Below are 26,529 nucleotides of genomic sequence, written 5' to 3'. Positions count from 1 at the left end.
CGCACGTACTTCATCGAGGCGCCGGTGCGCCGGACGGCATTTCCGGCGGACTGCCGTTGAGCGCGGCCGACAGCGCGATGGCGTCGGTCCAGCCAAGCCACCGGCTCATCACGGCGGACAGCGACGGCACGGCGCCGGCGGCGTCGGTCTCGGTCAGGCGCGCCAGCACGCGCAGCAGTTTCGGGCCGCTGAAACCCGTGCGCTGTGGCACTTGCGTCATGTCGGCAGGATGGGAAAAAGGGGGGAGTTTACACGGTCGCGGCTATGGCGGACGCGGCGCCGGGAGGCGGGTTGCCATTTATCACAGCGCAGTGGCTGGGGTGATGGGCGATTTGGTGATTGACGGGGCAGCGCCGGGAGGGGGGGCATTGAGGGCGATGGCCTGAGTGAGTGCTTGGGGAGGGGAGAAGGGTGTTTTCCAGCGTGTGTGGATCCCTTGCCACCACTTACGGCCGGGCAAGGTGGAGACGGGTCCTTGTTGCGCTTGGGATTAGTCCATTGTTGGCCATTCCGCTACCAATGCTCATGGGCAAGGTGTCGCCAAGCAAACAAGCGTTTAGAAGCAGGCGCAATATATAGGGCACAGGAGACCGGCAACGCTGTTTGTCCGTCTGTGGATCAGTACAGAGTCCCGTTGAGTGGCCACGGCTAGTGGCGGAAGCCGGTCGCAACTCCGCCATTGGAACGCGAACTATCGAACAACAGTATCTTGGCAGACTCAGCCGCCGGCCATTAACCCTCCGCGGAATTCGGCGATGAACCAAGAAAAACGCCCTCTCAAATTGAGAGGGCGGCGCAGACATCGACGTTCGAAGGGGCGCTAAGGCCCCCAAGAGCGGAAGCCTGATCAGGCGGCCTTCTGCAGGAAGCCTTGGCGTCCACCGTTTCGATTGGGTGCGAACCCGTTGGCCTCCAGCGATTCTTCTACCGTGTCGTAGAACACGCCGATCTTGCACATTTCGCGCGCTTCCTTGGCGGTAGCGATCGGGCGGCTCAGCTCGCGAGAGATGCGCACCAGTTGCTCGATCTGTGCTGCGGTGCCAATCTTCTTCGTCCGCGTCTGGTTCCAGAGATTGTCTTCCGTGCCGCAGCGAACATGCAGCCCCATCGCAATACCGATGGTGTTGACTGGCAGCACGTTGAGTACCGAGCTTTCCACCGTCACGACTGCGCCATCCGGCACACCGCGCATGAAGTTGGCGAGGCTGTAGACCGTTGGCGAGTCCATGCCGCCGCCAATTGCCACCCAGTTCATGACCAGCGGGCCTTTGTAGATCCCGCGGCGCATCAGCCGTTCCACGGACTCGAAGCTGTTGACGTTGTAGCACTGGAAGGCGCTCTGGATCCCCGCAGCGGTCAGGCGGCGGACGTGCTCCTCCACCCAGCCAGGCTGCGCCGGCACGGTCATCTCTTTGTACGCATTGAAGACCGCGGGATCTTCCATCGAGCTGCCCACGATATCGCGGTGGTCGAACTGCTCGAGAACGTTCATCTGCGACGTATTGACGGTGACCGTCACTTGGTCGGGCTTGGGGTCGAGTTCGGCCAGCATGTGGCGCGTATCGTCCGAGAGCCACTTCGCTGCCGCGCCTTCGGTTTCTGGAGCGAAACTGATGGATCCGCCGACCTGGATGATCATCTCCGGCACGCGGGCGCGGACGCCGGCGATAAGCTCATTGAACTTGGACAGACGCTTGGAGCCCTTACCGTCGAGTTCGCGCACATGCAGGTGCAGCACGGTGGCGCCGGCGTTGTAGCAATCCACCGCTTTCTGGATTTGCTCCTCCATGGTGACCGGGATCTCCTCGGGGAAGTCCGACGGAACCCACGAGGGCGCATAGGGCGCAGCGGTGATGATCAGCGGTTGCTGGTTTTCGGGGAACAGGTGTCCGTCAAGAAAGTTCATGGCAGGTCCGGGAAGAGAGATTGTGGAGCTTGGCTTTTGGCGCTACCACTTCCCGCAAATATGAAGTACGGGAAGTGCCGGCTTGGTGCTCCTGTAGATCAAGAACTGCCACAGGCTCGGGGTAGCGCTGCCGGGTTTAATCGAGACCGATACCGACTGGCCCCAACCCAGCCATTATTTGCGAAGATCGGCCAGTTCATTTGTCATATGGGGACATAGATTTAACGAACCGGGACACCCCCTCGGAACCCCTAAGTAAAGACGCGAGGCCAAATGCACTCCCGCGAGCAGGCGGGATAGAAGCGGCCGTCAGAATAGGGCGGCGAGCATCGCGCCTGGCCTGGAGTCGAAAGGCTATTCGCAAGATTCCGGGAAACCAGACGGTGGGCGAAGCGCAAATGGATGCCACGGTGGGTGGCCGCTTCAGCATCGACACGTTTGTTTGGCATTGGCGAGGATACGGGCCAACCAGTGACTCCCGACTACAAACCGCCGTTCAAGTTCACGGGCGACATCCAGCAAGTCGCCATCCGGATACGGAAGCCCAGCGGACAGTGAACTGGTCCACGAGCATTCAGGGTTCGAGTTCGGTCGAGAGGAGCCCAGTGGTCGGCGGGTCGACGAGCGTTTTCGAAAAAAGCCTTCGCTGATGACTGTTGCCTATGCCACAGCAGTCATACAGGACCGGGCACACACGAATTCGAGAATGGCCGATCGCCGACCTCGACGAAGCCAGTGGGGATAACTGCTCACAGGCTCACGGCACGAGCATGTTCCACGCACTGAGATCCGCCATGCGTGGTGACAGTCCTTGTTCGATCAAAGCGCAGGCATTACGTCCTGATACGCCACGGTTTCCTACATTGGGCGTCACTGGTAGATTCCGTGCAGACTCCCCTTGTAGGAACAGCCGTCACGCACGCGACCGTGCGCAAAACGCCCCGTGATGCCGTGCCTTCTCTTGGATTGCCCAGCAACTGTCAGGCCATTTCACTGACAGCTTCGTCAGCCTGCGCGACCTCGGTCTTATCGTTCACCGTGCTTGCCGCTATCTCGCTGTCGACTTCGGAAACCAGGTCGCCCAGACCGATGGCGACCGTGATATTCGGCGTCCAGTTCTTGCGGTCGGTGCTGACCTCGGCAAACGTGGTCACCGTTGCGGTGTAGCCCTGCGCTCTGAGGTCGTCGGCCAGCCGTTGCGCGCGCGGTTCCAGCGCTGCTTGCGGATTGTCTTCGTTGATGTCGAGTACCAGTCTGGTCTCGAATTCTTCCTTGCCCTTCTGGATTGCCGTTTGCATTGCCTTCAGTTGCTTGTTCGCGAGTGCGACGAGCTTGCTGTACCTGGATTCTTCCTGGCTGGCGCGAAGTGCCTTGGCGGCGTTGATGATTTCGGTGCGGTCCACGAACATGATTGCCTTTCGATGTGGAGAGGAGAAAGCGCAGGCGCCGCACGGGCTTGGCTGCAGGAGCCAGCTTTTCCGGGGCGCGGCGAGTACTGTATAAATATACAGTACTCGCCGGCGAACCGGCAAGGAGTAAAGGGTGAAATTGTCTGACAGCGGAAGATCTGGTGAATCGCGCTTTGGTGAATCGCGCTTCGGTTGGTACGTCCAGACTAAAAGCGGCACTGCTCGGAACTGATCGAGTCCCGCGCTGGTGGGAGCGCGCGAGACCTCTCCTGGGTCGGGCTGAGGTTGGGTAGCTTGTACTGCCCGATGCGGGCCGTTGCGCAAAGCCGCCGCACGATTCGTTCCGAAGCGGTTGCCTCTAGCGAGCTGCTAATCCCTGGCCGCCAATCGGCGTTGTCTCGAACCGTTCGCCGAAACCCGCGATGAGTGGTTTGCCGCGCGCGATGGCTTGTTGCACTGACGGCAAAGACAGGGAGGCCCGATGGCTATCTTGGCTGTCCCAGACCTCCGTGATCCAGATCGCATCAGCATCATCCGGATCATGCGCAACGATGTAGCTCAAGCAGCCAGGCATTCCGCTAACGCCCTCAAGGAGGATCGAGACTAGTGCCTCGCGTTGTCCAGAAATGACCTTCATCTTTCCAATCAGTCCGTACATCCTTGCTTCCTCACCATAAAAACCCCAACTTACGTCATCTTGAGCCAATGATGGCCGAGCGTGGTGTCTCAGTCGATCACTGGCTGGCTTCACCTCGCGCCGCTATCGAGACAGAACCGCAGTGGGCATTGGCGCCTACTTCAGCAACTTCTCGAAATCCCGGTCGAGTCGGCCCAGCGAACCAGCGATCGCCGACCGCCGCTCGCGGATCCACGCATCCTGTTGTGCCAGTTGTCCCTCGGACGCCTTCAGCATGCGATCCATCTCTGCTGGCTGCGGTCCGCCCACCGTCACGCGATGTTTGACGATGGCCACCGGATCGAGCGCCGCGCGAAACTCCGCCTCGCTCATCGGAAACGCCCCACCACCGTAGTCGCGCACGGCTTCGCCATAGATGCGCTTCGCCTCGGCATAGGGGAAGGCACTTGGCTTGATGTCGTGCGCCTTCGCATAGTCCACCAGGTTCGACGCAAAGTGATGGCCGACGCGGAACGGCAGCTTGTACTTGCGCATCAATTCGTCGGCCAGTTCCTGCGACGCCGTCCAGTCGCTGTCCAGTTCATCCAGCGCGCGCTGCCGATCGATCACCAGGGACGTCATGATGCGGTCCAGCCCCTTCAATGTCGTGATTGCGCTCTGCACCATCTGGCCATTGGTAACGGCATCCTTGGCATCGGACATGCCCGGCGGCAGGTTGTGCGCGCGGATCACCGGCCCCATGGCCAGCGTAATCGCTGTGGAGGCCTTCTCGCGCGTGGAATTGAGCAGCCCTGGATTGCGTTTCTGCGGCATCGCGCTGGACACATAGGTATTGCCACCGCCCTCCTGCAGCAGGATCCAGGGGCGCGGCTGCGCATACTGCGTCATCACGTCCTCGATGAAGCTCCCTGTGTGCAGGGCGATGCTGGTCACGATCGAGCCCACTTCCACCGGCAGGTCCACGGCGCTGATCTGCGACGCATCATAGGCGTTATCCACCAGCGCGGAAAAACCGAGGTAGCTCGCCATTCGCGTGCGGTTCAGCGGCCAGCCCGTGCCGTTCAGCACCGTCGTTCCCATCGGCGAGCGATCGATACGCTGATAGGCTTCCCGCAGGCGCTGGGCATCGCGTTCCAGACCCGCATTGATGCCGAGCAGGTAGTGGCCATAACTGTTGGGCTGTGCGGCAACGCCGTTCGTGTAGTTCGGCACGATGGTTTCGGCGTGCTGCCGCGCCAGCTTGACGATGGTGGCGGAGGTCTTGTTGAGCTGGTCGGCCAGCGACAAGACTTCCTCGCGCAACATCGCCGCGCGCACCGTGGCGAGCATGTCCTGGCTCGAGCGGCCGGCATGGATCAGCGTGACTTCCTGACCTGCGGCCTGAATCATCAGTGGCTCGAAAGTAATTACCGTCGACGGCCGCTGGCCGCCGGGCTTGTCGCCATTGGCCAGCACCGTGGCAATGCCGCCCGCCACGCGCGGCGCCAGCGAGCGATCCAGCAATCCTTCGTCGGTATTGATGACCGTCGATGCCTTGTTGATCTCCCCTAGCCAAAAAAAGGCATCGTGGTCAGCGCCGCCCGCCGCGAATGCGGCTTGGGGGCCGACCGACATCATCAGCATGGCTAGTGCGGTCAGCCTGGCCAGCGATTTGACTCGGCTGTGCAGTCGGGGGGTAGGCATGTAGTCTCCAGAGGTGTTTGCTTGTTCGGACAGAATTCCGGATTCTAGGGTGAAATCGCTGAGCCGTGGAGCACGTGACATTCTGCCTGTGGTGCGCGTTGCTGCTGTGCTCCGGTGATAGGAAGGCAACGCCGGATATATCGAAATGGTGTCTCGATGCTCGAACGCTTGGCCAGGGGTGCCTTGGGCCTTGCAGCGTCGGGCGACGGGCTTGGAGGCCCGCGCCCGCCCGTTGCTGAGGCGGAACCCGACCGCAGACCCCCTCATGACTGATTGGTTCTTGATAAAGCTAGCAGTTATGAGTCACTGCCATTGGGCTGGCCACAGAGACACGGTTGCGTCCATTCTTCTTGGACTGGTACAACGCGTGGTCGGCGCGCGCAAGCGCCGCAGCCATGCTGTCGCTCGCGGCCAATTCTTCCGACGTAATCTGGGCGACTCCGACGCTGATGGTGATCGCGATGGACTGGCCATTGAACGTCACCGGTTCGGCGGCAATCCTCGCGCGAATGCGCTCGGCCGTTTCCACCGCTCCCTCCAGGGAAGCATGGGTCAGGGCTGCGACGAATTCCTCGCCGCCGAAACGGGCGGCGATGTCACCTTCACGCAGGGCGCTCCGCAACAGGCGGGCCACGTGCCTAAGTACGGCATCGCCGCCGTCATGTCCGTAGGTGTCGTTGACCCGCTTGAAGAAGTCCAGGTCGAAGGACATCACGCTCAGGGGCTGTCCATGGCGCCGCGCCTGGCTGCGCGCGACCCGGGCCCACTCGTCGAAGCGCCGACGGTTCGCCAGTTCGGTCAGGGGATCGTACTGGGCCTGCCGGGCCAGGCGTTCGCGTTGCAGGAACTTGTCATTCGCATAGTGCAATAGCATCCACTGCAGGACGGCCATGGCAAGAAACGCACCGGCGCCCAGCCACGCGCGCATGTGCCAGCCATGCAGGAAGGCCTTGTCGGATGCGGCCACCACCATCACCCATCTTCCCTGGTTGATGTTCAGAAACACACCGTACCGGCGCACGCCGTCGATGAGCGAGACGAAGCGGTGGACCTGCAGCGCTGTATCGCCGGCCAGAACCATCTGACGTGCGACGGACGCGTCCGCATAACCGGGGAGCGGCGGGTATCCACCCATCCGGGCTAGTACGTGGCCGCTGTCGCGGTCGACCACGGTCACGACACCTCCTGCGCCGAGGTCAAAGCCCCGTATCTCGATCTGCAGGTACCGCCGCTTCAAGGTGGCATTGGCGAGATAGCCAATGATGCTGCCCAGGTAGCGCCCCTCTGCGTCGTACACGGCGCGATAGACGAGGAAGCCTTGGGAGTCCGAATGGCTCGTATTGCCACGCCAGAAGAAAAGCCTCTCGTTCACGCCCGGCTGGCGAAGGTCCCTGGACACGGGGCCTTCCCGAAAACTGTCGAGCAGGGCCTGGTCGACTGGAAAGATGCTGCTTCTGCCGATGATGTCGCCGTTTGCATTAGTGATGAACACGGCGTCCAGCCAGCCCTGGGCCAGTTCACGTTCGAGGAACGGCTCGGCGTCAGCGATGGGGACATCGCGGTTAAGCAATACGGCGTCGCCAACGACACGCAGTTGATAGCGCATGGCCTGGAGGCTGGTGTCGAATTGCTCCGCCTTCAGCAAGGCCGTGTTGCGCAGGACGCGTACCGTGTCGTTCTCGATACGTGCCCGTTCGAACATCAGGTAGGCACCGATGGATGCTGCCTGGATGAGCAGGAAGAGCAACAGGAGACCGCGCCGGACATTCAGACTCAGGTGACGCTGGCTGTACTCGATGGATCGGCTCAGCGCCATGCTCGCTGCAGCCATTTTGATGCTCCTGTGGTCTCGGAGGATTCCGGGCACCGACTTACTGGAGAGTTCAAGGTACGGCTTGCGAGCAGATCGATCTTTACTTGTCGCGCCAAGGCCATTGCCTTCGATGACAGTGGAAGCACCGAGGCTGCACAATCTGCGCGCGATCAACATCGGTCTGCCCGGCCGCCTTTGGGGTGATAGACGCCGTGGATGCCAGCACAGGCTCGCTACCTTGCCGGGCACAACGCGAAGTATCGTCAGGGGGGCTCTTTGCCAAATCGATGCCTATTGGCGATCTCCTCGCGCACTTGCAGCGCGAGGGTTCCGATAAGGAGCGGCCGAACGTCACCGCAAGGCCGAGCAGTCGGCGTCAAAAAGGGAACGGCTTGACAGTGGCCGTGTCGCTGCAGGCCATGAGGCATGGGTGGCCAAGCTAAAGTCCGATAGCTCTGCTGATCCGCATTCATTGATCTCAAAAAAAGGCACCCCCGTAGCCGGGGGACTAGCGGGGGCGATCAAGGGATCGCAGGCTGGCTCAACGCGGGCCTGCCCCAGGAGTGTGCATAGGCGATTCGTGGGCGTGTGTTCGACTTCGCACGCAACGCAGTGATCGAGCAAGAACTCCGGGGCGTCGGCAGGCCGCGGATTTCCGGCATCCACTTCCCGTGGATCGGGCGCTCTGCGCGTGCAAATCTTGATTCACAAAATGCCCGGGCCGATCCACCCATCCGCGATGGCTCTGCACGCGTGAATGAAGGGCGCACTTTTCGGCGCGCCATCAGGGAGTGACGTCGGGTGCGGCGCAGTCATCTGGGCTGGTAAGAATGGCAGGCACGGCTCGAGCAGGCGCAGCTTTACCCGGCGAACGTCCACACGACAACCGACGCGACCAGGCAGTAGCAGCCGAACAGGTACCAGCGCCCCTGCTCCAGCCAGCGCGACAGCCAGCGCAGGGCCACCAAGCCGGCGATGAAGCTGAACACCATGCCTAGCAGGCTCGGTGCCAGCAGGTGCAGCAGGCCGTCAGTTGCGCCCGCATGCGCCTTGAAGAAGCGATAGCCTTCCTTGGCGATGACGGCTGGCGTCAGCACTACGGCCAGCGCGAAGCTGAACTCCTCGGCGCGGCGGCGCTCCACACCCAGCAGCATCCCGCAGGAGATCGTCGCGCCCGAACGCGACAGTCCGCGGAAAGGCAGGCACAGCCCCTGCACGGCACCAACCCAAAGGGCTCGCTGGCCAGTCAGGTCTTCGGTGGCTGTACTGGAGCGCCTAGAGGACACGATGATCAGAACGCCAGCCACAGCCAGACTGACCGCCATCAGCCTGGTATTGCCAAAGAGGTGTTCCACCTCGAAGCTGTCGGCGCCGCCCATCACGGCATGCTTGATGATGTACAGCAGGGCCAGCCCGACGACGCCCGTGGCTGCCGTGGCCACCGCCAGCAGGACACCGTTGTTCCACAGTGCCTTGGTCGATGAGAAATACGTCTGCTGCCACGAGCGCCAGAAATAGGCGATGACCGCGAACATCGTGCCCGTATGCAACATCACAAGCATCAGAGTCATGTCGGGCGAGGTCGGGTCCAGCCCCAGCCATTTCTCGGCCAGGATGACGTGCGCCGAACTGGAAACCGGCAGCAACTCGGCAAGGCCTTGGACACAGGCCAGGATGATGATTTGAAGCGTGGTCATGTGATGCTGTGTATCTGCATAGCGCCATGGATGGCTACGCTAATGTTGGGGCCGAATATTGCTTTGCGCATTTTCCGACATCCTTCCGAAGGGCGGCCGCTTTCTGCGTGCGTTGGGCAACATAGGAAACCAGTCGACGGTCATGCTGCGATGGCCAGACGCACTAGGCGAAGGGTTCGTCCGAGCGCCATGCAGCTCTCCTTCCTGCGTCTGCTGAAGAGACTTTATTCTTGACGGCCAGTCGCACCGACGCGTCATTGGCGCGTGTGCCACCAGTGGTCGGACGCACGCGCGCGCCGGTCACGAAATAAGCGTGCAGGTCGTGCGCGAAGCGGTTCAGCTTGCTGATGACGCCCTTGTTTCCACGGCTCAGCGCGTTGTAGCCGAGCACGGCCGGGATCGCCACGGCCAGGCCGAAGGCGGTCATGATCAGTGCCTCGCCGACAGGGCCGGCAACCTTGTCGATGGTCGGTACGCCCGAGGCGCCGATGCCGATCAGCGCGTGGTAGATGCCCCACACGGTACCGAACAGGCCGACGAACGGTGCGGTCGAGCCTACCGACGCCAGCACGGCCAGGCCCGATTGCATGCGTCCCACAGCCTCATCGATCGCGCTCTTGAGCGAACGGGTCAGCCAGTCGGAAATGTCGAGCACGTCGCGGAGTTGTGGCTGGCTGGCATGGTGGTGCTGCGTGGCCTCGCGGCCAGTGATGGCCAGCGTCCGGAATGGATTGGCTCCGTTGGCGCCGAGTGTATCGAGCGCGTGGTCGAAATCGTCGGCGTGCCAGAAATGCTTCTCCGCGCCATGCGCCATCTTCTTGATGCGAACCAGATCCCACGCCTTGGTGAGAATCACGATCCAAGACAGTACCGACATGATCAGCAGAATGATGGCGGTCGCGCGTATGACGAGATCGCCTTGCGACCAGAGATGGGAAAGTCCGAGGTCTTGCATGGTAGTTCCTGAAAAGAGTCAGTGTTGAGATCAAGGGCCACTCAGAACGGTTTGGACACAGCCAGATAGAAGCTGCGGCGCGGGGCATACTGCGGTGCGCCGACACCGATACCGGTGCCGTCTCGTAACTCATAGGAGCGATCGAACAGGTTGACCACGGTAAACCGGGTCTTGAGCTTGCCGATGGCGGGCAGATCAAAGGTGTGCGCGATACCGACGTTGACCTGAAAGTAGGCCGCCAGGTGCGAGGTATTGGCAAAGCCGTTGCGCAGCCCACTGCCGTAGATGGCATCGGCGGTCAGCAGGTTGCCTTTCCACAGATATGAGGTGCCCATCGATGCCGCCACAGTCTGGTCGTGATCGAGGTGGACCCAGTTGTTGGCGATATAGGCCTGTTCTTCCGGCGAGAAATTGAACTGGCCGGTCTCGATGCCCTTGCCCATCGCCCGCGACACGCCAACATTCAGGTAAGCGCCAAAGTTGCCCTGATGATAATTTGCCGTGCCCTCCAGTCCGTAGATCTTGCCCTGGTCATAGTTGAACGTGGAGAAGATCAACGCATTGCCGAACTGGCCCTCATCCTGGAGGTGGCGCACTTTCCGATAGTAGGCATCCAGGCCCACGGTCAGATTGCGGGTCGCCTGATGCGAAACGCCGAGGTCAAAATAGTCGGAGCGTTCTGAGCGTACGGCCGTGTTGGCGTCGGAGGGGAGTGCATTCGTGGTGTCGATGAACTTCGTGACCGTGGTGGTATCGATCTTCTCCGTGGCTGGCGGCGTGAAGTACCGGGCGTAGCCGGCATGGACCCGTGTCGTGTTGGACACGTCATAGGTCAGCCCGAGCCGCGGGCTGAGTTGCTGCTCGCTCACTACCGTGTTGACGTGGTCATAGCGAGCGCCGTAGTTGACGGTCAGCTTGTCCGTGGCCTTCCACTCGTCTTGCAGGTAGAAGCCAAGCGTCGTGCCCGAGAGACTGCTGTTATCCACGATCGTGAATGGCACGCCGCTGGTCTGGTTACCGTTGGCATCGGCCGGGAATACCGTGGAGGTATTGTCCACGCCGAAGTTCTCGCGCTGCACGAATAGCCCGGTGCGAAGTGTGTGCCGCGGGTTCAGTACGTAACTGGCATCGGCCTGCACGCCATACGCCTCGTTGCGCCGCGTGATGTCCGCGGCTACGCCGTTGTAGACAAGGTCGCCGACAGGATCCGGGGAGTAGTCGATGCGGCTGGTGCGGTGGAACAGCGAGACCTGGTAATCCAGCGCCGCCGACACCTTGCTCTGGTACGACAGGATCTGGAAGTCGGTTTTCTCGCGCTGGTTGGCGTTCAGGTTTTCCGAGGCAGGAGGCGTCACGCCGTCCAGCGTGAACTGGGGTGTCAATCCGGGGCGGTTGGGAATCTCAAAGCGGTTGTTGGCCGTGCCGAACAGGAAGCTGACCCGATTGTCCGCATCGAGCAGATAGGACAGCATGCCGAAGCCCTTGCTCTGGTCGGTGTGGTCGTGGATAGCATTCGGGCTGCTGGTCGGATTCTCGATGCCCAGATTGTTCTCCACGAAGGAGCCGCTCAGGTAGTAACTGAATGGCCCCTTGGTGCCTTGAATCTGGGCGTTGACCTCATGATCTGCATGGCTGCCGATCACCGTACCGATTTCGCCACCGAAGGCTTTTGGTTCGCCGTTTTCGTCGGTGGGCGCGCCCTTGGTGGTGATATCCACGATGCCGGCGGTACGGTAGCCATACTGTGCCGGCAGGGCTCCCGTGATGAGTTTGATTTCATCGGCAAAGCGCGTGTCGAGCATTTGTCCGAAGCCGCTGATCGGCTCCGGAACAATGACGCCGTTGATGCGGTACTGGAGATTGGAGTGGTCACCGCGTACATGCAACTGACCGAAAGAATCCTGCACGACACCAGGCGCCTGCAGCAGCACCTGGTTCAGGGGCGTGTTTTCGCCTAACGGCAGTGTTTGGATATCGGTGCTGTCGAAGCGATAGACGGAACTGCCAGTCTCCGGCGAGAGCGCGTTGCGGGCCTCGTCCAATCGCTTGGCGGAAACAACGACCGTGTTCAGGGTTTTATCGCCGCCTGCGTTGGTGGCAGGCTGTTCCGTTGCGGAAGGCGAGGATGGTGACGCTGGCGGATTGGACTCTGCCGATTGGGCTTGTGCGGCAACGACGAACGTCGACGTGACGCCGGCCGCAACGGCTCGTAGCGGAAAACGGGTCATGGAACACCTTTGCAGGGCAGGAATGATCGGGCTGCGGGACTAGCGCCTCGCCCGCGCGAACTAGCGGTACATTCCGATCAGCAGAGGTGGCCCGCGACTACGGGCAGGGGGTGAAAATGCCAGCGCCAGATGGCGGCTGAAGCGTGCAGGGAAGTGCCAGCGGCGCTCGCACGCGGCCACCATCCAGCAGGCAATCACGGGAATGGCGACAGCAATGGCGGCAAGCGCAAGGCATGTCGGGCAAACGTCGTGTGCAGGTCCGCATTGCTCTATGTCGACAGGTACCGCACAGGAGCTCGTTTGGTGGTGAGCCTGCAAGTGACCGACCGCATGGACGACCGCTGCCGACTGCCCGAATAGCAGGAACAGGACCAGCAGGATCGATAACCAGCGCTGCCGCATGGAGGGCGTTGAAGAGGATCGAATCGAAGGTGCCAGGTAGCCAGACGTTCTTTGCAACTTTGTTGCAAGTCTGCCATCGATAAGCCGGACGAGCAAACACTCAGTAGAGAGGCCGTGTTGCGCAGGATTGACCAGAATTGTCAGCTTGTCAGTTGGATCGCCAGACAGGTGAGCAAGGCTCCACATCGTCGCAAGTGCCCATCGATCGATGCTGATACGCAGGTCTTGAGTGTGGCTTCGGCGGCGGCTCAAGGGCGTCGGGATGGCAGGCCATTCGCTCGTCTATTATGGTTGGCAGGCAAGCCAGTTGCCGCTGAACCGCGCGGCAACCTTTTATCGGAAGGGAGTCAGGCATGAGCACTTGCGACCTGCCGCACCATGCCCATCATCATCACCGGCATGGCATGAACTGTGGCCATACGGCAATCCGGCACAACGGGCACGTCGATTTTCTGCATGACGGCCATCTGCACCATCCACATGCGGGCCATGTCGACGAGCACCGACTTGAAGTGAGTGCGATGAATCCCGACCGATGCACGCCGGACCACAACTGTGGGGGGCACGAGCCCGGGCATGTTCACGGCCCCGGATGCGGGCACGAAGCGGTGCCACACGGCGATCACATTGACTATCTGGTCAATGGTCATCTTCACCATCCACACGGCGACCATTGCGACGATCACGGCGCGGTAGACCTGTTGTAGCGTGCCGGAACGATAATCGCCGTTCTCCTCGCGGAGCCGCTTCATCAGCGCCACTGCGACCGTCTCTCACTGAATGCCTAACGTCCGAGCCCCACTGGCTTTGAGCGACCCGTCTGACCCCTTGGGCAACCCTATGGCAGAGACCGGTCCATAACCAAAATCGGACATTTGAATGGCGGGGCAGAGCCAGAAGTCCTACTTGCGCGCCGCCAGATAGCTGCGCCAGCACAGCACGCAGCAGTAAATGGCAAGAAGCGTCGCAAAGACCGGCCAGAAGTGGAGCCACCAAAGCCAGCCGTAGCCCGGTGCAACCTGCTTCAACTTGACGGGTGCGCCGACGATCACCGTAATGCTCTCCCCGACTAGTGTTTGGCCAACGTCGACAACCGAGATAGTCAAGTCCGAGACTCCACTAGGTAATGCTCCTCCAGGTACTGTCACAGATTCTGGTGGCCATACCAAGCGGTGGGTGGAGTTGTAGTTTTCGGTGGGGACCAGAGCACGACCCATGGTCGTTCCGTTGTGGGAATTTACGGGTAGTGCATCAAATTCTCTATCCAATCCCGCGGTCGATGTCACACGAACCGTGATTGGTTCCCCAGGTTGCTTGAACTCTAGGTAGCCACGTTCCCTGAAGTCTGCATTGTGTTGGTACGAGTCCAACTCTGGTCTCTTGTCCTGCCACCCGCGCCGATTGAACATCAAATTAATTTCGAGCGGGGCCTTCAAAACCCGATATACCCGGAAGCTGACCGCCACCTAAACAGGCGGTCATCGACCTGACTACAGGCATCCGTCCGTTACCCGCCTGCCTCGCAGTTCACGGACGCGCATCCGCAGCCTGTGGCCGGCAATGCCGTCGAATGGCCGGCGGTCGGCTTTGGGCGGCTCTGGTTACCCATCAATGCCGGATCTGACCAAATCCGCCATCCGCCCATCTTGTTGCGCTTTCCGTCGTCAAACGAAAGTCCGGTTGCACATTGACGCTTGCGAGAACGTCCCCGAATGCATCAATGGCGGTCAGTGTGCCGAATGGCTCGAATTCGTCTGGCGTGATCGCTAACCTGACATTCACGAGCTGCGAGGCGATCTCGATGGAGACTTGCTTGTTGAGCTGCGCGTGCAATTGCTGCTCGTGCCGGCGGATGACCTCGGATGCCGTCTTCACCAATGTCTGGTGCGCGGTAGCGTCGAGCGGTTTCGGATCGACCTTGTTTCTGCCCATTGTCCATGGGCCAACGAGGGCAGGTTCCGCGCTGCCGTCGCGGAACATCTCGACGGCCCACCCCTCGCCGTCCTCGTTCTTCACCACCTTCGCCGTCCAGCCTTTATCTCGCCAAAGCCGGGGCTCATGGATTTGAGAAGTGTCGTCGTCCAAAAGGGCGGAGTCGTCTTGGGACATGGAAATGGTCGTCACGGAATTGGGGGAGCCGGTTCGTCGTTGCGGGCCGGGGTGCGTAATCAAAATACTGTATAAATATACAGTGCATGACGCATTGACTGCAAGGGGGGTAGAGATCGTGTAGCAACTACCTTGGAGGGCGGGCAGCACATCAGTGCGCTGTCTTCGCTCTCAATCCGAATTCCGTAGCGTAGTGAAGGCGTTGACCGGCTGAATCCGCGACCCCTCTCGGTCATTGAGAGTTGTGGCGGGAGCGACGAGAGGTATCGCAAGGTGCCTCAAGATGAGGCCGCATACGGAGGTATGTTGCTTCCCGCCTGGTGAGAACAGAAGCTGGCGGCATCCCCTTTTGTGCGCAAACACGGGATCAAGGTTCAGCTATTCTGAGGAACGGGCTCGGCATACGGCGGCAGCTTCAGTCATCCCTGGAAGAACCGGTCGCGCCGTGTGGTCAGCGCCTTTGTAGCCATCGCGCAAATGGCACGATACTGGCGCACCGACGTCGGGATCTCTGACCACTGAGCCAGATCAGCAGGCGCAGGCGATGGGATTGTCGTGGAGGGAGGGGCGGAACTCACTGTGAACGAGTCAGTTCCGCGCGATGAAGCATTGGTCAGTGTCCACTGGACTGGCCGCAGCCCAATTCACGGCCGTCAAACTACAGCTTCAATACCTCCGCACCATTTACGAACTTAGCTCAGCACTAGGTCGAGAGTTCTCCCCGGATGATATCTGCGCCTGCACTGAGAGCATTCAGTTTGCCTCTTGCTACTCGACGAGGTAAGGGCGCCATGCCACAGTTAGTGCAAGGATACAGCTTGTCTGCATCTACAAATTGAAGCGCCTTCCGTAGGGTATTTGCTACTTCTTCCGGCGTTTCAATGGTATTGGTCGCGACATCGATGGCTCCCACCATCACTTTCTTGCCACGAATGAGTTCGATCAGATCAATCGGAACGTGAGAGTTGTGGCACTCCAGCGAGACAATATCGATATTGGACTTCTGCAGCTTGGGGAAAGATTCTTCATATTGGCGCCACTCGGACCCCAGCGTCTGCTTCCAATCGGTATTGGCCTTGATGCCGTAGCCGTAGCAAATATGCACGGCCGTTTCACACTTGAGGCCTTCGATTGCTCGCTCCAAGGTGGCGATTCCCCAGTCATTCACCTCGTCAAAGAAGACGTTGAACGCCGGCTCATCAAACTGGATGATGTCGACGCCGGCAGCCTCCAACTCCTTGGCTTCCTGATTGAGGATCTTGGCGAATTCCCAGGCTAGCTTCTCGCGGCTCTTGTAGTGACTATCGTAGAGCGTATCGATCATGGTCATGGGTCCCGGCAGGGCCCATTTGATGGGCTGCCTGGTTTGCTGACGCAGGAACTTTGCGTCTTCAACAAACACAGGCCTCGGGCGGCTCACAGCGCCAACCACGGTCGGCACACTCGCGTCATAGCGATCGCGAATTCTGACGGTCTCACGTTTCTCAAAATCGACCCCGCTAAGGTGCTCGATAAACGTGGTGACGAAATGCTGGCGCGTTTGCTCGCCATCACTAACGATATCAATGCCCGCGTGCTGTTGTTCTTGCAGCGACAAACGCAACGCATCTTGTTTGCCTTCGACCAATTCCTCGTCTTGTAGCTTCCAGGGCGACCAGAGCTTTTCAGGTTGAGCAAGCCAGGAAGGTTTGGGCAAGCTGCCAGCAGTTGAGGTAGGCAATAGCTTTTTCATAACAGATGATCTCGTATTTTTTTGGTTGGTCAGAGAGCGTAATTGTTAGCCCATTGTTCAAGAACTCTTCTGTACGGCTTGATGAAGTGTTCTTCCGTAAATTTTCCCTGCTTGACAGCTAGTTCGCTACGTTCTACCCGATCGTAGACAATCTGCGTCAGGGAATAATCCTTGTTCTTCAGGCTCGGCTGATAGAGTTTTCCCGCTGCAGAATTGGCGTTGTAAATCTCCGGCCGGTAAATTCTCTGAAACGTCTCCATCGTGCTGATGGTGCCGATAAGCTCAAGATTGGTGTAGTCACCGAGCAGATCGCCGAGGAAGTAAAAAGCCAAAGGCGCAACACTGTTCGGCGGCATAAAGAAGCGAACCTGCATCCCCATCTTCTCGAAATATTGATCGGTCGAGGATAATTCGCTCTGCTGATATTCGACGCCCAGTATGGGGTGATGATTTTCAGTTCGATGGTAAATCTTGCTGCTGGAAGCGCTGATACAGATAACCGGCGGCTTACCGAAGCGATTTTTGTAAACGCTTGAGTTCACAAAGTGCTTGAATAGCTTTCCATGCAAATCACCGAAGTTGTCCGGGATGCTAAACGTGGATTTGTCATGATTGTGCTCGGGCAGCAAAACGCTGAAGTCGTAATCTCGCACGTAAGAGGAGAAGTTATTTCCCGCAATACCATCGATGCGTTCGTTGGTTTGCTTGTCGATGATGTTTGTTTTCAGTATCTCGATCAACGGAAATACATCGCCGCCGGCGGCATCAATATTCATCTCCACAGAAACGATTTCGAGCTCGACAGAATATCGATCACCTGTCGGATTATCCCAATGCGCCAGGTTATTGAAGCGATTGTCAATCATCCTCAGGGTGTTGCGCAGATTCTCTTGGCGACTCTGTCCTCGGGCCAGATTGGCAAAGTTGGTTGTTATGCGCGTATTGTCAGATGGTTGGTAATCTTCATCGAAACGAATACTCTTGATGCCAAATGTGAAATCTTTGCTCATAGCGATCTGATGCCCTGGTTTCCGAGAGAATATTTGAATTTGTTTCGTGCCCGTTACGCCCTTGTTTCAGGCCGCGACCATTTCCTCGGCGTTGGCGGATCTTGTCTGGCGCGTCAATTCGACCAACGGCAATGCCCGCTGGACCGCGAGTCTGGCCCGCTGGATAAGGGCCTCGTTCTGCAGGCGGTAGTCGACGAAATCCTTGTCGGTGGCGTAGACGCCCAACGGCAAGGTACGTGCCTGGAAGAAGCTGAACAGTGGCCGCAACTGGTGGTCGATCATCAGGGCATGGCGCTCGCTGCCGCCGGTGGCAGCCAACAAGACCGGCTTGTCGATCAAGGCGTCCTGATCAATGAAGTCGAAGAAATGCTTGAACAGGCCCGAGTAAGAGCCGCGGAAGACCGGTGTTGCCACCACCAGGACGTCGGCTTGCTCGACCGCCGCAAGCTCTCGCTCCACCGTGTCGGACATTTGAGAGCGCCAGACCGCGCCAGCAAGCTGCGGCGCGAGTTGACCCAACTCGACCAGCCGTTGCTCGCACGGGACTTCTTCAGCGATCAGGTCCAGCAGGTGCTCTGTCAGAGCCGCAGACTTGGAGGGGCGTTGCAGCCCACCGGAGACCGCTACTACGCGGAGTGGAAGTGTCATCTTTGTTTTCATATGGATGGATCTGCGCGGTGCCGGGAGACGCGATGCGTACCGATGCAAGCGCATTGACCAAGCCGAGAGCGCGCATTCACAGCGGGCCGCCGCCGTTGCTCGCTGTTTGCCGCCATCCCGTTAAGGACGGTGCAAACCAACTGCTGCAATGGCATACGCTCGGTCCATGCGCCATGTCGGCCACCGGGCAGTCTCATGCGCTGAGCCAGCTCGGGCACAGCCTGGTCGGCATCCGCCCAGCCCTCGCCAACGTCAACCGCATCACGCGCGCGACCACTGGTGTAGAGCTGCAGCACCAACTCGGTCTGGGAGAATGCAAACAAACAATAGGAGCGGATGCTATCGACAGATAACCATGAAGTAAAATGGTTAAAACTCACATATCCATGAATTTGGATCATGTGAGTGCTTCAGCGATATCCCTATCGGCGTCGCTCAGCTGGTCAATAAGCAGGGCGTTGACAGCCCACGTCGGTGTGCAGAACCTGACCCACTCGGCTGTGAGCCTCAGGCTGTTCGGAGGTCGAAGCCTGCGCCTGAAGCAATCTGACCTGACGCCTCGCAGCACACACCAGGAACTGACGGCGCGCAGACTGGCCTTGCACTGCTATATCCAGACGCACTGGAGAACGGGCCGGCGCTTCGGATGGCGTACCACTAGCAAGCGTCTGGCGGGGACCCTGACTAACGCTCCGGCAGAGCGCGCCGATCGGAATCGATTTTCTTGGGGCGGCGGCGTCGGAATTCTGCGCCGGCTTCGGGTCAATCCTTCGCAAACCGATAGGACACCAGCGATTCCGTGTTGCTGTCGATCACGATGGATTTGCCCGCAGGCGGAAATGCGCGCTGCACGCAATCCTGCCTGGGGCAGACGCGGCAACCGGGACCAATCGGTGCAACGTCCGACGGATGATCGATGTCGATGTGATCGGCGTAGACGAGCTCGCGTGCGTGCGCGAGCTCGCATCCAAGACCCACGGCGAAAAGCTTGCGCCTGGCCCGAAAGCCGCCGCCGCCCCGTTCGATCGTCCTGGCGATGCCGAAGTAGCGGATGCCGTCCGGCATTTCGGCGACCTGAGTCAGGATGCGGCCGGGCTGGGCAAACGCTTCGTGGACATGCCAGAGCGGACATGCGCCGCCGTGGCGGGCGAAGTGGAACGAGGTCGCGCTCTGGCGCTTCGAGATATTGCCGGCCTGGTCCAGCCGGACAAAGTAGAACGGTACGCCGCGCGCATGGGGCCGCTGCAGCGTGGAAAGCCGATGGCAAACCGTTTCGATGCTGACCTGGAACTGTTGCTGCAGGAGTTCGATGTCATAGCGCACCCGTCGTGCCGCATCGAGAAAGTCGGCATATGGCAGCAGCATCGCGCCCGCGAAATAGTGCGATAGCCCCTGGCGCACCAGTTCCTGCGTGGACGCATCCGCAAACGCGGCCTGGCGGATTTCCGTATCGATGATGTCGCCATGCCTGAGCAGGGCGTATTGGGTGGCGAGCTGGAACGCCTGCTGGGCGTCGCTGAGCCCGGCCCGGATGGTCATCCGCTTACGGGTGGGGTCGAAGCGGCGCAGCCAGGCCTCGCCATCGGACTGCTCCACCACGGTGACGCCGAAATCCTGTCGCAGCAAGCGCTGCAGCGGCCCGCTGCGTGCGCCTGGTACCAAGGCCGCCGAACCCGCCAGATCCTCGGCCAATACATCGAGGGCGTCCAGATAGTTGTTCTGCCGGTTGAAATGATCCCGGACCTCCTCATGCGGTAACGGTGCTCCCATGCGGCGTACCGCCTCGGATGTCGTGCCGGGATCGAGATCGCCATAGAAACGATCGACCGTCTGGGCGTATTCGTCCTGCAAGCGGCCATGCCTGGCGTAAAGGCTCAGGAACGCGTCGACAAGATCCGGCGCGTGCTCGCTCATGCGCTGTAAAGCGGCGGGGCCGATGGCGCCTGACCAGACCGTGCGGTCCTTCAGCGCGGCATCCAGCTCCGCCAGTTGCCGCTGATCCTTGTCTTCCGAGAACTGGGCGACGTCGCCGCCAAACACTTCGGCCAGTTTGAGCAGTACCGCAGCGGTCACGGGGCGCTGGTTGTTCTCGATCTGGCTGACATAGCTAAGTGATAGCGATAGCCGTCCGGCCAACGCCATCTGGCTCCACTCGCGCTGTTCGCGGAGCCTTCGCACGCGCGCGCCGACAAAGATCTTCCGGGATTTCGTCATTTCACAATCTTCACAAATTTGATCGAGGAGATGCGAAGCAATTCACAGATTTTCTCTTTTACTTCAGTAACTTGTGTGAATCTGTGAAGGTTGCGGGTAGATTCTGCTTGAGATTTTCGATCATGTCGAGTGACCTTGGAGACGCTATGGCTGCCGCTGACATTCCCCGTATTCCCTTGTTGATCAATGGTGAGTTCGTCCAGTCCCGGACATCCGAATGGCGGGACGTTGTGAATCCTGCAAACCAGCAGGTATTGGCTCGTGTGCCGATGGCCACGGCGGACGAAATAGCCGCTGCCGTTGGAGCAGCGCAGGCAGCGTTCCCCGCGTGGAAGAAAACGCCGATCGGCGCCCGCGCGCGCATCTTCCTGAAGTACCAGGAACTGATTCGCGCCAATATGAAATCCCTGGCTGCCACGCTCACAGCCGAGCAAGGCAAGACGCTGGCGGACGCGGAGGGCGATGTGTTCCGCGGCCTGGAAGTGGTGGAGCATGCCGCCGCCATCGGCAACCTGCAACTGGGCGAACTGGCCAACAACGTGGCCGCGGGCGTCGACACCTACACGCGCCTGCAACCGCTGGGTGTCTGTGCGGGCATCACGCCGTTCAATTTCCCGGCGATGATTCCGCTGTGGATGTTCCCCATGGCAATTGCCTGCGGCAATACGTTCGTGCTCAAGCCCTCGGAGCAGGACCCGATGGTGACGATGCAACTGGTGGAACTGGCGCTGGAGGCGGGCATCCCGAAGGGGGTGCTCAACGTCGTGCATGGCGCCGCCGATGTTGTGAACGCCATCTGCGATCACCCGGACATCAAGGCAATCTCGTTCGTTGGCTCGACCAGGGTTGGCACACATGTGTATGAGCGCGCATCGCTGGCGGGCAAACGCGTGCAATGCATGATGGGGGCGAAGAACCACGCCATCGTGCTGCCCGACGCTCACAAGGAGCAGACGCTCAACGCGCTGGCTGGCGCCGCATTCGGTGCGGCAGGGCAGCGTTGCATGGCGGTGTCCGTCGTCGTGCTGGTCGGCGAGGCCAATCGCTGGTTGCCGGACCTGGCAGCCAAGGCCCGGTCGCTCAAGGTGGGCCCCGGGCAAAACAATCCCGATGTCGGGCCTGTTATCTCCCGCAGTGCCAAGGCGCGTATCGAAGGGCTCATCGCCCAGGGGGTGGCGGAAGGCGCGACGCTGGAACTCGACGGACGCATGCCGGAGCTTCCTGGCGGCCTGGCCGAGGGCAATTACATCGCGCCGACCATCTTTTCGGGTGTCCGCCCCGGTATGGAGATCTACGACCAGGAAGTGTTTGGTCCCGTGTTGTCCTTGGTAAGTGTCGAGTCGCTAGACGACGCCATCGCGCTGGTCAACGCCAATCCCAACGGCAATGGCGTGGCGATCTTCACGCAATCCGGCGCGGCGGCGCGCAAGTTCGAGGAAGAGATCGATGTGGGCCAAGTGGGCGTCAATGTGCCGATTCCGGTCCCGGTGCCGCTGTTCTCGTTCACCGGGTCCCGCGCGTCCAAGCTGGGCGACCTCGGGCCCTACGGCAAGCAGGTGGTGCTGTTCTACACGCAGACCAAGACCATTACGTCGCGCTGGTTCGAGGATGACGTGACCACCGGCGTCAACACGACGATCCGCCTGCAATAGGCCAGGAGCGAGCGATGGATTTCGATCTCAACGAGGACCAGCTCGCCTTCCAGCACACGGCGCGTCAGTTTGCGGACCAGGAGTTCGCACCTTACGCCGGCGAGTGGGACGAAATGCGGCACTTTCCGCGCGACACGATCCGCAAGTCTGGCGAGCTTGGCTTCTGCGGGCTCTACACGCCTGTCGAGCACGGTGGGGTCGGCCTGTCCAGGCTCGATGCGACGATTGTCTTCGAGGAACTGGCCAGCGTCTGTCCATCCACTGCCGGCTTTATCACGATCCACAACATGGCGACGTGGATGGTGACGACGTTTGGTTCCCGGGAGCTTGCCTCGCAGTGGGGCCCCAGGCTCGCCAGCGGCCAGGCGCTGGCGTCGTACTGCCTGACCGAGCCAGGCTCGGGTTCGGACGCGGCGTCGTTGCGGACCACCGCGCGCATGGACGCGGAAGGTCTCGTCGTCAACGGCAGCAAGGCGTTCATCTCGGGCGCGGGCGAAACCGACGTATTGGTGCTGATGGCCAGAACGGGTGGCTCCGGGGCAGCGGGCATCTCGGCATTGCTGGTGCCGGCGGACAGCCCTGGTATTCACTATGGCAAGAAGGAAGCGAAGATGGGCTGGAACAGCCAGCCCACCCGAACCATCAGCTTCGACAACGTGCGGGTGCCGGCTGCCAACCTGCTGGGCGAAATCGGCAGCGGTTTCAAGATCGCCATGAAGGGGCTGGATGGTGGTCGCATCAACATCGCCACCTGCTCGATCGGCGCCGCACAAGGCGCGCTGCGCGCCGCGCATCGGTACATGCATGAACGACAGCAGTTCGGCAAGCCGCTGGCGGATTTTCAGGTACTGCAGTTCAAGCTGGCAGACATGGCCACCGAACTGGTAGCGGCCCGTCAGATCGTGCGTCTGGCCGCGTCGAAGCTTGATGCGGGCGATGCCGAGGCATCGGTGTATTGCGCGATGGCGAAGCGGCTTGCCACGGACGTCGGCTTCAATGTCTGCAACGAGGCGCTGCAGATCCACGGCGGATATGGCTATATCCGCGAGTATCCGCTGGAACGCTTGCTGCGCGACGCGCGCGTGCACCAGATACTGGAAGGCACGAACGAGATCATGCGCGTGATCGTCGCCCGACGCCTGCTTCAGGACAACGCGACGGAGGTGATCCGGTGACGGAAAAAATGCATCACGACGTACCGGTGCGCATCGGCACGCTGTTGACCGCAAGTGGCCATCTGTTCGGCCGCGTCACGCTCGATGCGCCGGACAGCCTGAACGCACTGACCATGGCCATGGTCGAGCACATCGATCCGCAACTGGAGCGCTGGGCGGTGGATCCGAAGGTGGTGGGCGTCATCATCGACGCGGCAGGCGACAAGGCCTTCTGCGCCGGTGGCGATATCGTCGGGCTATACCGGTCGATGCAGAACGCCGGGGCGGGCAACGTGCCCGCCGATGCGGCCGCGTTCTTCGCCCGCGAATACCGAATGGACTATCGCATCCACCGCTATCCGAAGCCAGTGATCTGCTGGGCAACGGGCATCGTTATGGGAGGCGGCATTGGGCTGCTTGCCGGCGCCTCCCACCGCGTGGCGACTCCGACTTCGCGCATGGCGATGCCCGAGGTTGGAATTGGCCTCTATCCCGATGTCGGTGGTAGCTGGGTGCTGTCCAGGATGCCCGGCCATATTGGGATGTTCCTGGGACTGACGGGGGCATTGCTGAATGCCGGCGATGCGCGCTACGTAGGCCTTGCCACGCACGCTGTGCATGCCGGGCAACGCGGCATGCTGCTGGAGTCGATCGCGCAGGCATGCTGGCACGGGGATGCGCAAGCCGATGCCAGCCGTATCGACGGGCTGCTTGCCATGCTCGGGGACGGTCAGGAATTGCCGCCGTCGCCGTTGCGCGAGCATGCAGCACGGATTGCAGGTCTGGTTGACGGTGACGATCTGGCGCAGATCGTCACGCGCCTGCGGGCCCTCGCCGAAGACCCGGATCCCTGGCTGGCCAAGGCTGGCCGCGCGGTCGCCGGTGCGTCGCCCACCTCGCTTGCGCTGACATTCGCCATGCAGCAACGCGCGCGGCGCATGACCTTGGCCGAGGTCTTTCGCATGGAATGGCAGGCGTCGATAGGCTGTTGTGTGCACCATGACTTTCCGGAAGGCATCCGCGCCCTGTTGATCGACAAGGACAAGCAACCGCGCTGGCAGCCGGCCACGCTGGATGCCGTCACGGCCGAGCTTGTCGACGCGCACCTTGCGCCGCGCCATGGCGGCGTGCATCCACTGGCTGATCTGAGCTGATTCAGGAGACAACGACATGACCCGCAGCACACGTATCGCATTCATCGGGCTGGGCAACATGGGCGCCCCCATGGCGCTGAATTTGCATCGCGCCGGCTTCTCAGTGACCGCCTTCGACCTGAGCACGGAAGCGCTGGCGCGCGTGCGCAGCGAAGGGGTGGCCACTACCGACACTGTCCGGGCGGCGGTGGACGGTGCCGGGATCGTGATCTCGATGCTGCCAAACAGCCGCCACGTTGAGTCGCTTTTTCTCGGCACAGAGGGGCTGCTGACGCAACTGCCGCAGGGCGCGCTGATCATCGACTGCAGCACGATCGCGCCGGCGTCGGCGCGCAGGGTGGCGGATGCCGCGCGCGAGAGAGGCATCGACATGATCGACGCACCGGTTTCGGGCGGAACGGCTGGTGCGGCCGCCGGCACGCTGACGTTCATCGTGGGCGGTAGCGAGGCGGCGTTGGCAAAGGGCCGGCCGGCGCTCGATGCCATGGGCAAGAACATCTTCCATATGGGCGAATCGGGCGCGGGCCAGGTGGCCAAGCTCTGCAACAACATGGCGCTTGGCGTGATCATGGCCGTTACCGGCGAAGCGTTGGCACTTGGCGTCTCGCAGGGCCTGGACCCGGCCAGGCTGTCGCAGATGATCGCCGTCAGCACCGGGCGGAGTTGGGCCACCGAGGTCTGCAATCCCTGGCCCGGCGTACTTGACAATGCACCATCTTCACGTGGTTACAGCGGCGGGTTCGGCAACGACCTGATGCTGAAGGATCTGGGGCTCGCCGTGGACGCCGCGATGTCGGCCGGCGCGACTGTGCCGCTTGGAGAGCTTGCGCGCAATCTGTACTCGCTGAATCAGCGCGCGGGACGCGGTGGCCTGGATTTTTCGAGCGTGATCCAGCTCTTCACAGCGGAGATTGCGTCCGGCAAGGGAACTTGACAGGCCGGCACGACAGGGCGAGCCATTCAGCGCGAAAACTCGCTTGGCACGCCAAGCATGCGATGTCCGAGCGACGCCGTGTGTTGACGTGCCTGTTCGGGGACAAAGAGATAGAAGCGCCAGAGGTCGGCCTAGCTGGACTCCAGGGCATGGATCTCGTCGTAGGCGTCGCTGGCCGTCGGGCAGGGGAACTGGCTGGTGTGTGTCTGATATGGCGATGGTTCAGTTCGGGGCGACGTCCGCGGAGCGGCGGGCCAGTTCAATAAAGGCCTTCACGTAGTCGATGTCGATGTCGCCCTCGCGTGCGCCCAGGAAGATCTGTTTGGCGACCCCGTCGGCGCCCAGGCGAACGGCCGTGACGTCCATTTTCTGCGCGTATTCGGCCACTAGCCAGCGCGGCAGTGCGGCAATGCCGCGTCCGCTGGCCACCATCTGCATCATGATGTCGGTCGTCTCGATGGTCTTGTGGCGCTTGGGCGTGACGCCCGCCGGCTGCAGGAACATGTTGTAGATATCGAGCCGATCGATTGCAACCGGGTAGGTGATCAGCACTTCATCGGTCAGTGCATCAGCATCCACATACGGCAGGCCAGCAAGGCGATGGTCCTTGCCGACGACGAGCACCTGCTCGTAATCGAACACGGGCTCGAAATGCAGGCCCGGCTTGTAGAGCGGGTCGGGCGTAACGAGCATGTCAATCTCATACCCGAACAACGCGCCAATGCCGCCGAACTGGAATTTTTGCTTCACATCGACATCCACGTCGGGCCATTTGGCCAGATAGGGCGACACGATCTTGAGCAGCCACTGGTAGCACGGGTGGCATTCCATGCCGATGCGCAGCGTGCCACGTTCACCCTGCGCGAACTGTCGGACGCGTTCTTCGGCCAGGTCGAGCTGGGGTAGCACGCGGTTCGCCACCGCCAGCAGATAGGACCCTGCCTGCGTCAGCCGCAACGTACGACCCTCCCGTAGCCAGATGTCGGTGCCAAGCTGCAGTTCCAGCTTCTTCATGGCATGGCTAAGCGCCGACTGCGTCAGGCAGAGCACGGAAGCGGCGGCAGTCAGGGAACCCTGGCGGTCCACTTCCCGGAGGATCGATAGATGAATGCGCTCAAGCATGAGTGATATTCATTGAATTCTGAATAACGATCATTTTACTTCATGTGATGCCGTTCCT

20 protein-coding genes and 2 pseudogenes are annotated in these 26,529 nt (G+C 60.8%); 5 read left to right on the top strand and 17 right to left on the bottom strand.

All coding sequences use genetic code 11. The features are described 5' to 3' along the window. Positions 1-28 precede the first annotated feature (28 nt). The 15 genes and pseudogenes from D769_RS28785 to msuE all read right to left on the bottom strand — a co-directional run. A pseudogene (locus D769_RS28785) lies at positions 29-220 on the bottom strand (DUF3348 family protein); the annotation flags it as partial. Between the two features lie 627 nt (positions 221-847). Beyond that, positions 848-1,906: a 3-keto-5-aminohexanoate cleavage protein gene (locus D769_RS28780; protein ID WP_008652041.1), complete on the bottom strand. Its 1,059-nt coding sequence runs from the start codon at positions 1,904-1,906 to the stop codon at positions 848-850. A gap of 980 nt (positions 1,907-2,886) precedes the next feature. After that, entirely contained in the window at positions 2,887-3,315 is a 429-nt protein-coding gene (locus tag D769_RS28775) for a hypothetical protein (protein WP_008652040.1), read from the bottom strand. A 358-nt stretch (positions 3,316-3,673) separates the two neighbouring features. Further along, positions 3,674-3,973: a putative quinol monooxygenase gene (locus tag D769_RS28770; RefSeq protein WP_008652039.1), complete on the bottom strand. Its 300-nt coding sequence runs from the start codon at positions 3,971-3,973 to the stop codon at positions 3,674-3,676. Positions 3,974-4,108: 135 nt separating this feature from the next. Next, a complete protein-coding gene (locus D769_RS28765; protein ID WP_234819123.1) occupies positions 4,109-5,569 on the bottom strand; it encodes an argininosuccinate lyase in 1,461 nt (486 codons plus the stop codon). 355 nt (positions 5,570-5,924) lie between these two features. Further along, positions 5,925-7,625 (bottom strand): sensor domain-containing diguanylate cyclase, encoded by a 1,701-nt coding sequence (locus tag D769_RS28760; RefSeq protein WP_081596877.1) that lies wholly within the window; start codon positions 7,623-7,625, stop codon positions 5,925-5,927. A 683-nt stretch (positions 7,626-8,308) separates the two neighbouring features. Then, entirely contained in the window at positions 8,309-9,145 is an 837-nt protein-coding gene (locus tag D769_RS28755) for an undecaprenyl-diphosphate phosphatase (protein WP_008652036.1), read from the bottom strand. Positions 9,146-9,368: 223 nt separating this feature from the next. Next, positions 9,369-10,100 (bottom strand): annotated as a pseudogene (locus D769_RS28750) (MotA/TolQ/ExbB proton channel family protein); the annotation flags it as partial. Positions 10,101-10,141: 41 nt separating this feature from the next. Then, a complete protein-coding gene (locus D769_RS28745) occupies positions 10,142-12,328 on the bottom strand; it encodes a TonB-dependent receptor (RefSeq protein ID WP_008652033.1) in 2,187 nt (728 codons plus the stop codon). 749 nt (positions 12,329-13,077) lie between these two features. Next, positions 13,078-13,491 carry a hypothetical protein gene (locus D769_RS32485; protein WP_187192369.1) on the bottom strand — a complete coding sequence of 138 codons (414 nt, stop codon included), beginning with the start codon at positions 13,489-13,491 and terminating at the stop codon, positions 13,078-13,080. A gap of 141 nt (positions 13,492-13,632) precedes the next feature. Then, a complete protein-coding gene (locus tag D769_RS32100; protein ID WP_152415105.1) occupies positions 13,633-13,836 on the bottom strand; it encodes a hypothetical protein in 204 nt (67 codons plus the stop codon). Positions 13,837-14,338: 502 nt separating this feature from the next. Next, positions 14,339-14,839 (bottom strand): hypothetical protein, encoded by a 501-nt coding sequence (locus D769_RS28735; RefSeq protein WP_008652030.1) that lies wholly within the window; start codon positions 14,837-14,839, stop codon positions 14,339-14,341. 703 nt (positions 14,840-15,542) lie between these two features. Continuing rightward, positions 15,543-16,571, bottom strand: coding sequence for a methionine synthase (locus D769_RS28730; protein ID WP_008652029.1), 1,029 nt, complete (start codon positions 16,569-16,571; stop codon positions 15,543-15,545). Between the two features lie 29 nt (positions 16,572-16,600). After that, positions 16,601-17,581 (bottom strand): DUF1852 domain-containing protein, encoded by a 981-nt coding sequence (locus tag D769_RS28725; protein WP_008652028.1) that lies wholly within the window; start codon positions 17,579-17,581, stop codon positions 16,601-16,603. 66 nt (positions 17,582-17,647) lie between these two features. After that, entirely contained in the window at positions 17,648-18,229 is a 582-nt protein-coding gene (gene msuE / locus D769_RS28720; protein WP_008652026.1) for an FMN reductase, read from the bottom strand. A 44-nt stretch (positions 18,230-18,273) separates the two neighbouring features. Here msuE and D769_RS28715 point away from each other — a divergent pair, with 44 nt between their 5' ends. Beyond that, positions 18,274-18,594 (top strand): hypothetical protein, encoded by a 321-nt coding sequence (locus D769_RS28715; RefSeq protein ID WP_008652025.1) that lies wholly within the window; start codon positions 18,274-18,276, stop codon positions 18,592-18,594. Positions 18,595-19,003: 409 nt separating this feature from the next. Here D769_RS28715 and D769_RS28710 read toward each other — a convergent pair whose 3' ends face one another. Then, positions 19,004-20,455 carry a short-chain fatty acyl-CoA regulator family protein gene (locus D769_RS28710; protein WP_008652024.1) on the bottom strand — a complete coding sequence of 484 codons (1,452 nt, stop codon included), beginning with the start codon at positions 20,453-20,455 and terminating at the stop codon, positions 19,004-19,006. Positions 20,456-20,601: 146 nt separating this feature from the next. Here D769_RS28710 and D769_RS28705 point away from each other — a divergent pair, with 146 nt between their 5' ends. From D769_RS28705 to mmsB, 4 genes are read left to right on the top strand one after another with little or no spacing between them, the layout of a single operon-like run. Continuing rightward, a complete protein-coding gene (locus tag D769_RS28705; protein ID WP_008652023.1) occupies positions 20,602-22,107 on the top strand; it encodes a CoA-acylating methylmalonate-semialdehyde dehydrogenase in 1,506 nt (501 codons plus the stop codon). Between the two features lie 14 nt (positions 22,108-22,121). Next, positions 22,122-23,282, top strand: a complete 1,161-nt coding sequence (locus tag D769_RS28700; RefSeq protein ID WP_008652021.1) for an acyl-CoA dehydrogenase family protein — start codon at positions 22,122-22,124, stop codon at positions 23,280-23,282. Positions 23,283-23,290: 8 nt separating this feature from the next. After that, positions 23,291-24,415, top strand: a complete 1,125-nt coding sequence (locus D769_RS28695; protein WP_008652019.1) for an enoyl-CoA hydratase/isomerase family protein — start codon at positions 23,291-23,293, stop codon at positions 24,413-24,415. A gap of 16 nt (positions 24,416-24,431) precedes the next feature. Next, positions 24,432-25,349, top strand: coding sequence for a 3-hydroxyisobutyrate dehydrogenase (gene mmsB, locus D769_RS28690; RefSeq protein ID WP_008652017.1), 918 nt, complete (start codon positions 24,432-24,434; stop codon positions 25,347-25,349). Between the two features lie 222 nt (positions 25,350-25,571). On the opposite strand, the gene D769_RS28685 is transcribed toward mmsB, so the two are convergent. Beyond that, positions 25,572-26,471: a LysR family transcriptional regulator gene (locus tag D769_RS28685; RefSeq protein WP_008652016.1), complete on the bottom strand. Its 900-nt coding sequence runs from the start codon at positions 26,469-26,471 to the stop codon at positions 25,572-25,574. Between the last annotated feature and the right edge of the window lie 58 nt (positions 26,472-26,529).

It is taken from the genome of Cupriavidus sp. HMR-1 (assembly GCF_000319775.1).
In the GTDB taxonomy this organism is placed as follows: domain Bacteria; phylum Pseudomonadota; class Gammaproteobacteria; order Burkholderiales; family Burkholderiaceae; genus Cupriavidus; species Cupriavidus metallidurans.
This window is presented reverse-complemented; position numbering and strand designations above follow the sequence as displayed.

Coding starts and splice junctions, on each gene's coding strand:
- D769_RS28780 (WP_008652041.1), bottom strand. CDS start 1,906: ATGAACTTTCTTGACGGACACCTGTTCCCCGAAAACCAGCAACCGCTG.
- D769_RS28775 (WP_008652040.1), bottom strand. CDS start 3,315: ATGTTCGTGGACCGCACCGAAATCATCAACGCCGCCAAGGCACTTCGC.
- D769_RS28770 (WP_008652039.1), bottom strand. CDS start 3,973: ATGTACGGACTGATTGGAAAGATGAAGGTCATTTCTGGACAACGCGAG.
- D769_RS28765 (WP_234819123.1), bottom strand. CDS start 5,569: ATGATGTCGGTCGGCCCCCAAGCCGCATTCGCGGCGGGCGGCGCTGAC.
- D769_RS28760 (WP_081596877.1), bottom strand. CDS start 7,625: ATGTTGATCGCGCGCAGATTGTGCAGCCTCGGTGCTTCCACTGTCATC.
- D769_RS28755 (WP_008652036.1), bottom strand. CDS start 9,145: ATGACCACGCTTCAAATCATCATCCTGGCCTGTGTCCAAGGCCTTGCC.
- D769_RS28745 (WP_008652033.1), bottom strand. CDS start 12,328: ATGACCCGTTTTCCGCTACGAGCCGTTGCGGCCGGCGTCACGTCGACG.
- D769_RS28735 (WP_008652030.1), bottom strand. CDS start 14,839: ATGTCCCAAGACGACTCCGCCCTTTTGGACGACGACACTTCTCAAATC.
- D769_RS28730 (WP_008652029.1), bottom strand. CDS start 16,571: ATGAAAAAGCTATTGCCTACCTCAACTGCTGGCAGCTTGCCCAAACCT.
- D769_RS28725 (WP_008652028.1), bottom strand. CDS start 17,581: ATGAGCAAAGATTTCACATTTGGCATCAAGAGTATTCGTTTCGATGAA.
- msuE (WP_008652026.1), bottom strand. CDS start 18,229: ATGACACTTCCACTCCGCGTAGTAGCGGTCTCCGGTGGGCTGCAACGC.
- D769_RS28715 (WP_008652025.1), top strand. CDS start 18,274: ATGCGTACCGATGCAAGCGCATTGACCAAGCCGAGAGCGCGCATTCAC.
- D769_RS28710 (WP_008652024.1), bottom strand. CDS start 20,455: ATGACGAAATCCCGGAAGATCTTTGTCGGCGCGCGCGTGCGAAGGCTC.
- D769_RS28705 (WP_008652023.1), top strand. CDS start 20,602: ATGGCTGCCGCTGACATTCCCCGTATTCCCTTGTTGATCAATGGTGAG.
- D769_RS28700 (WP_008652021.1), top strand. CDS start 22,122: ATGGATTTCGATCTCAACGAGGACCAGCTCGCCTTCCAGCACACGGCG.
- D769_RS28695 (WP_008652019.1), top strand. CDS start 23,291: ATGCATCACGACGTACCGGTGCGCATCGGCACGCTGTTGACCGCAAGT.
- mmsB (WP_008652017.1), top strand. CDS start 24,432: ATGACCCGCAGCACACGTATCGCATTCATCGGGCTGGGCAACATGGGC.
- D769_RS28685 (WP_008652016.1), bottom strand. CDS start 26,471: ATGCTTGAGCGCATTCATCTATCGATCCTCCGGGAAGTGGACCGCCAG.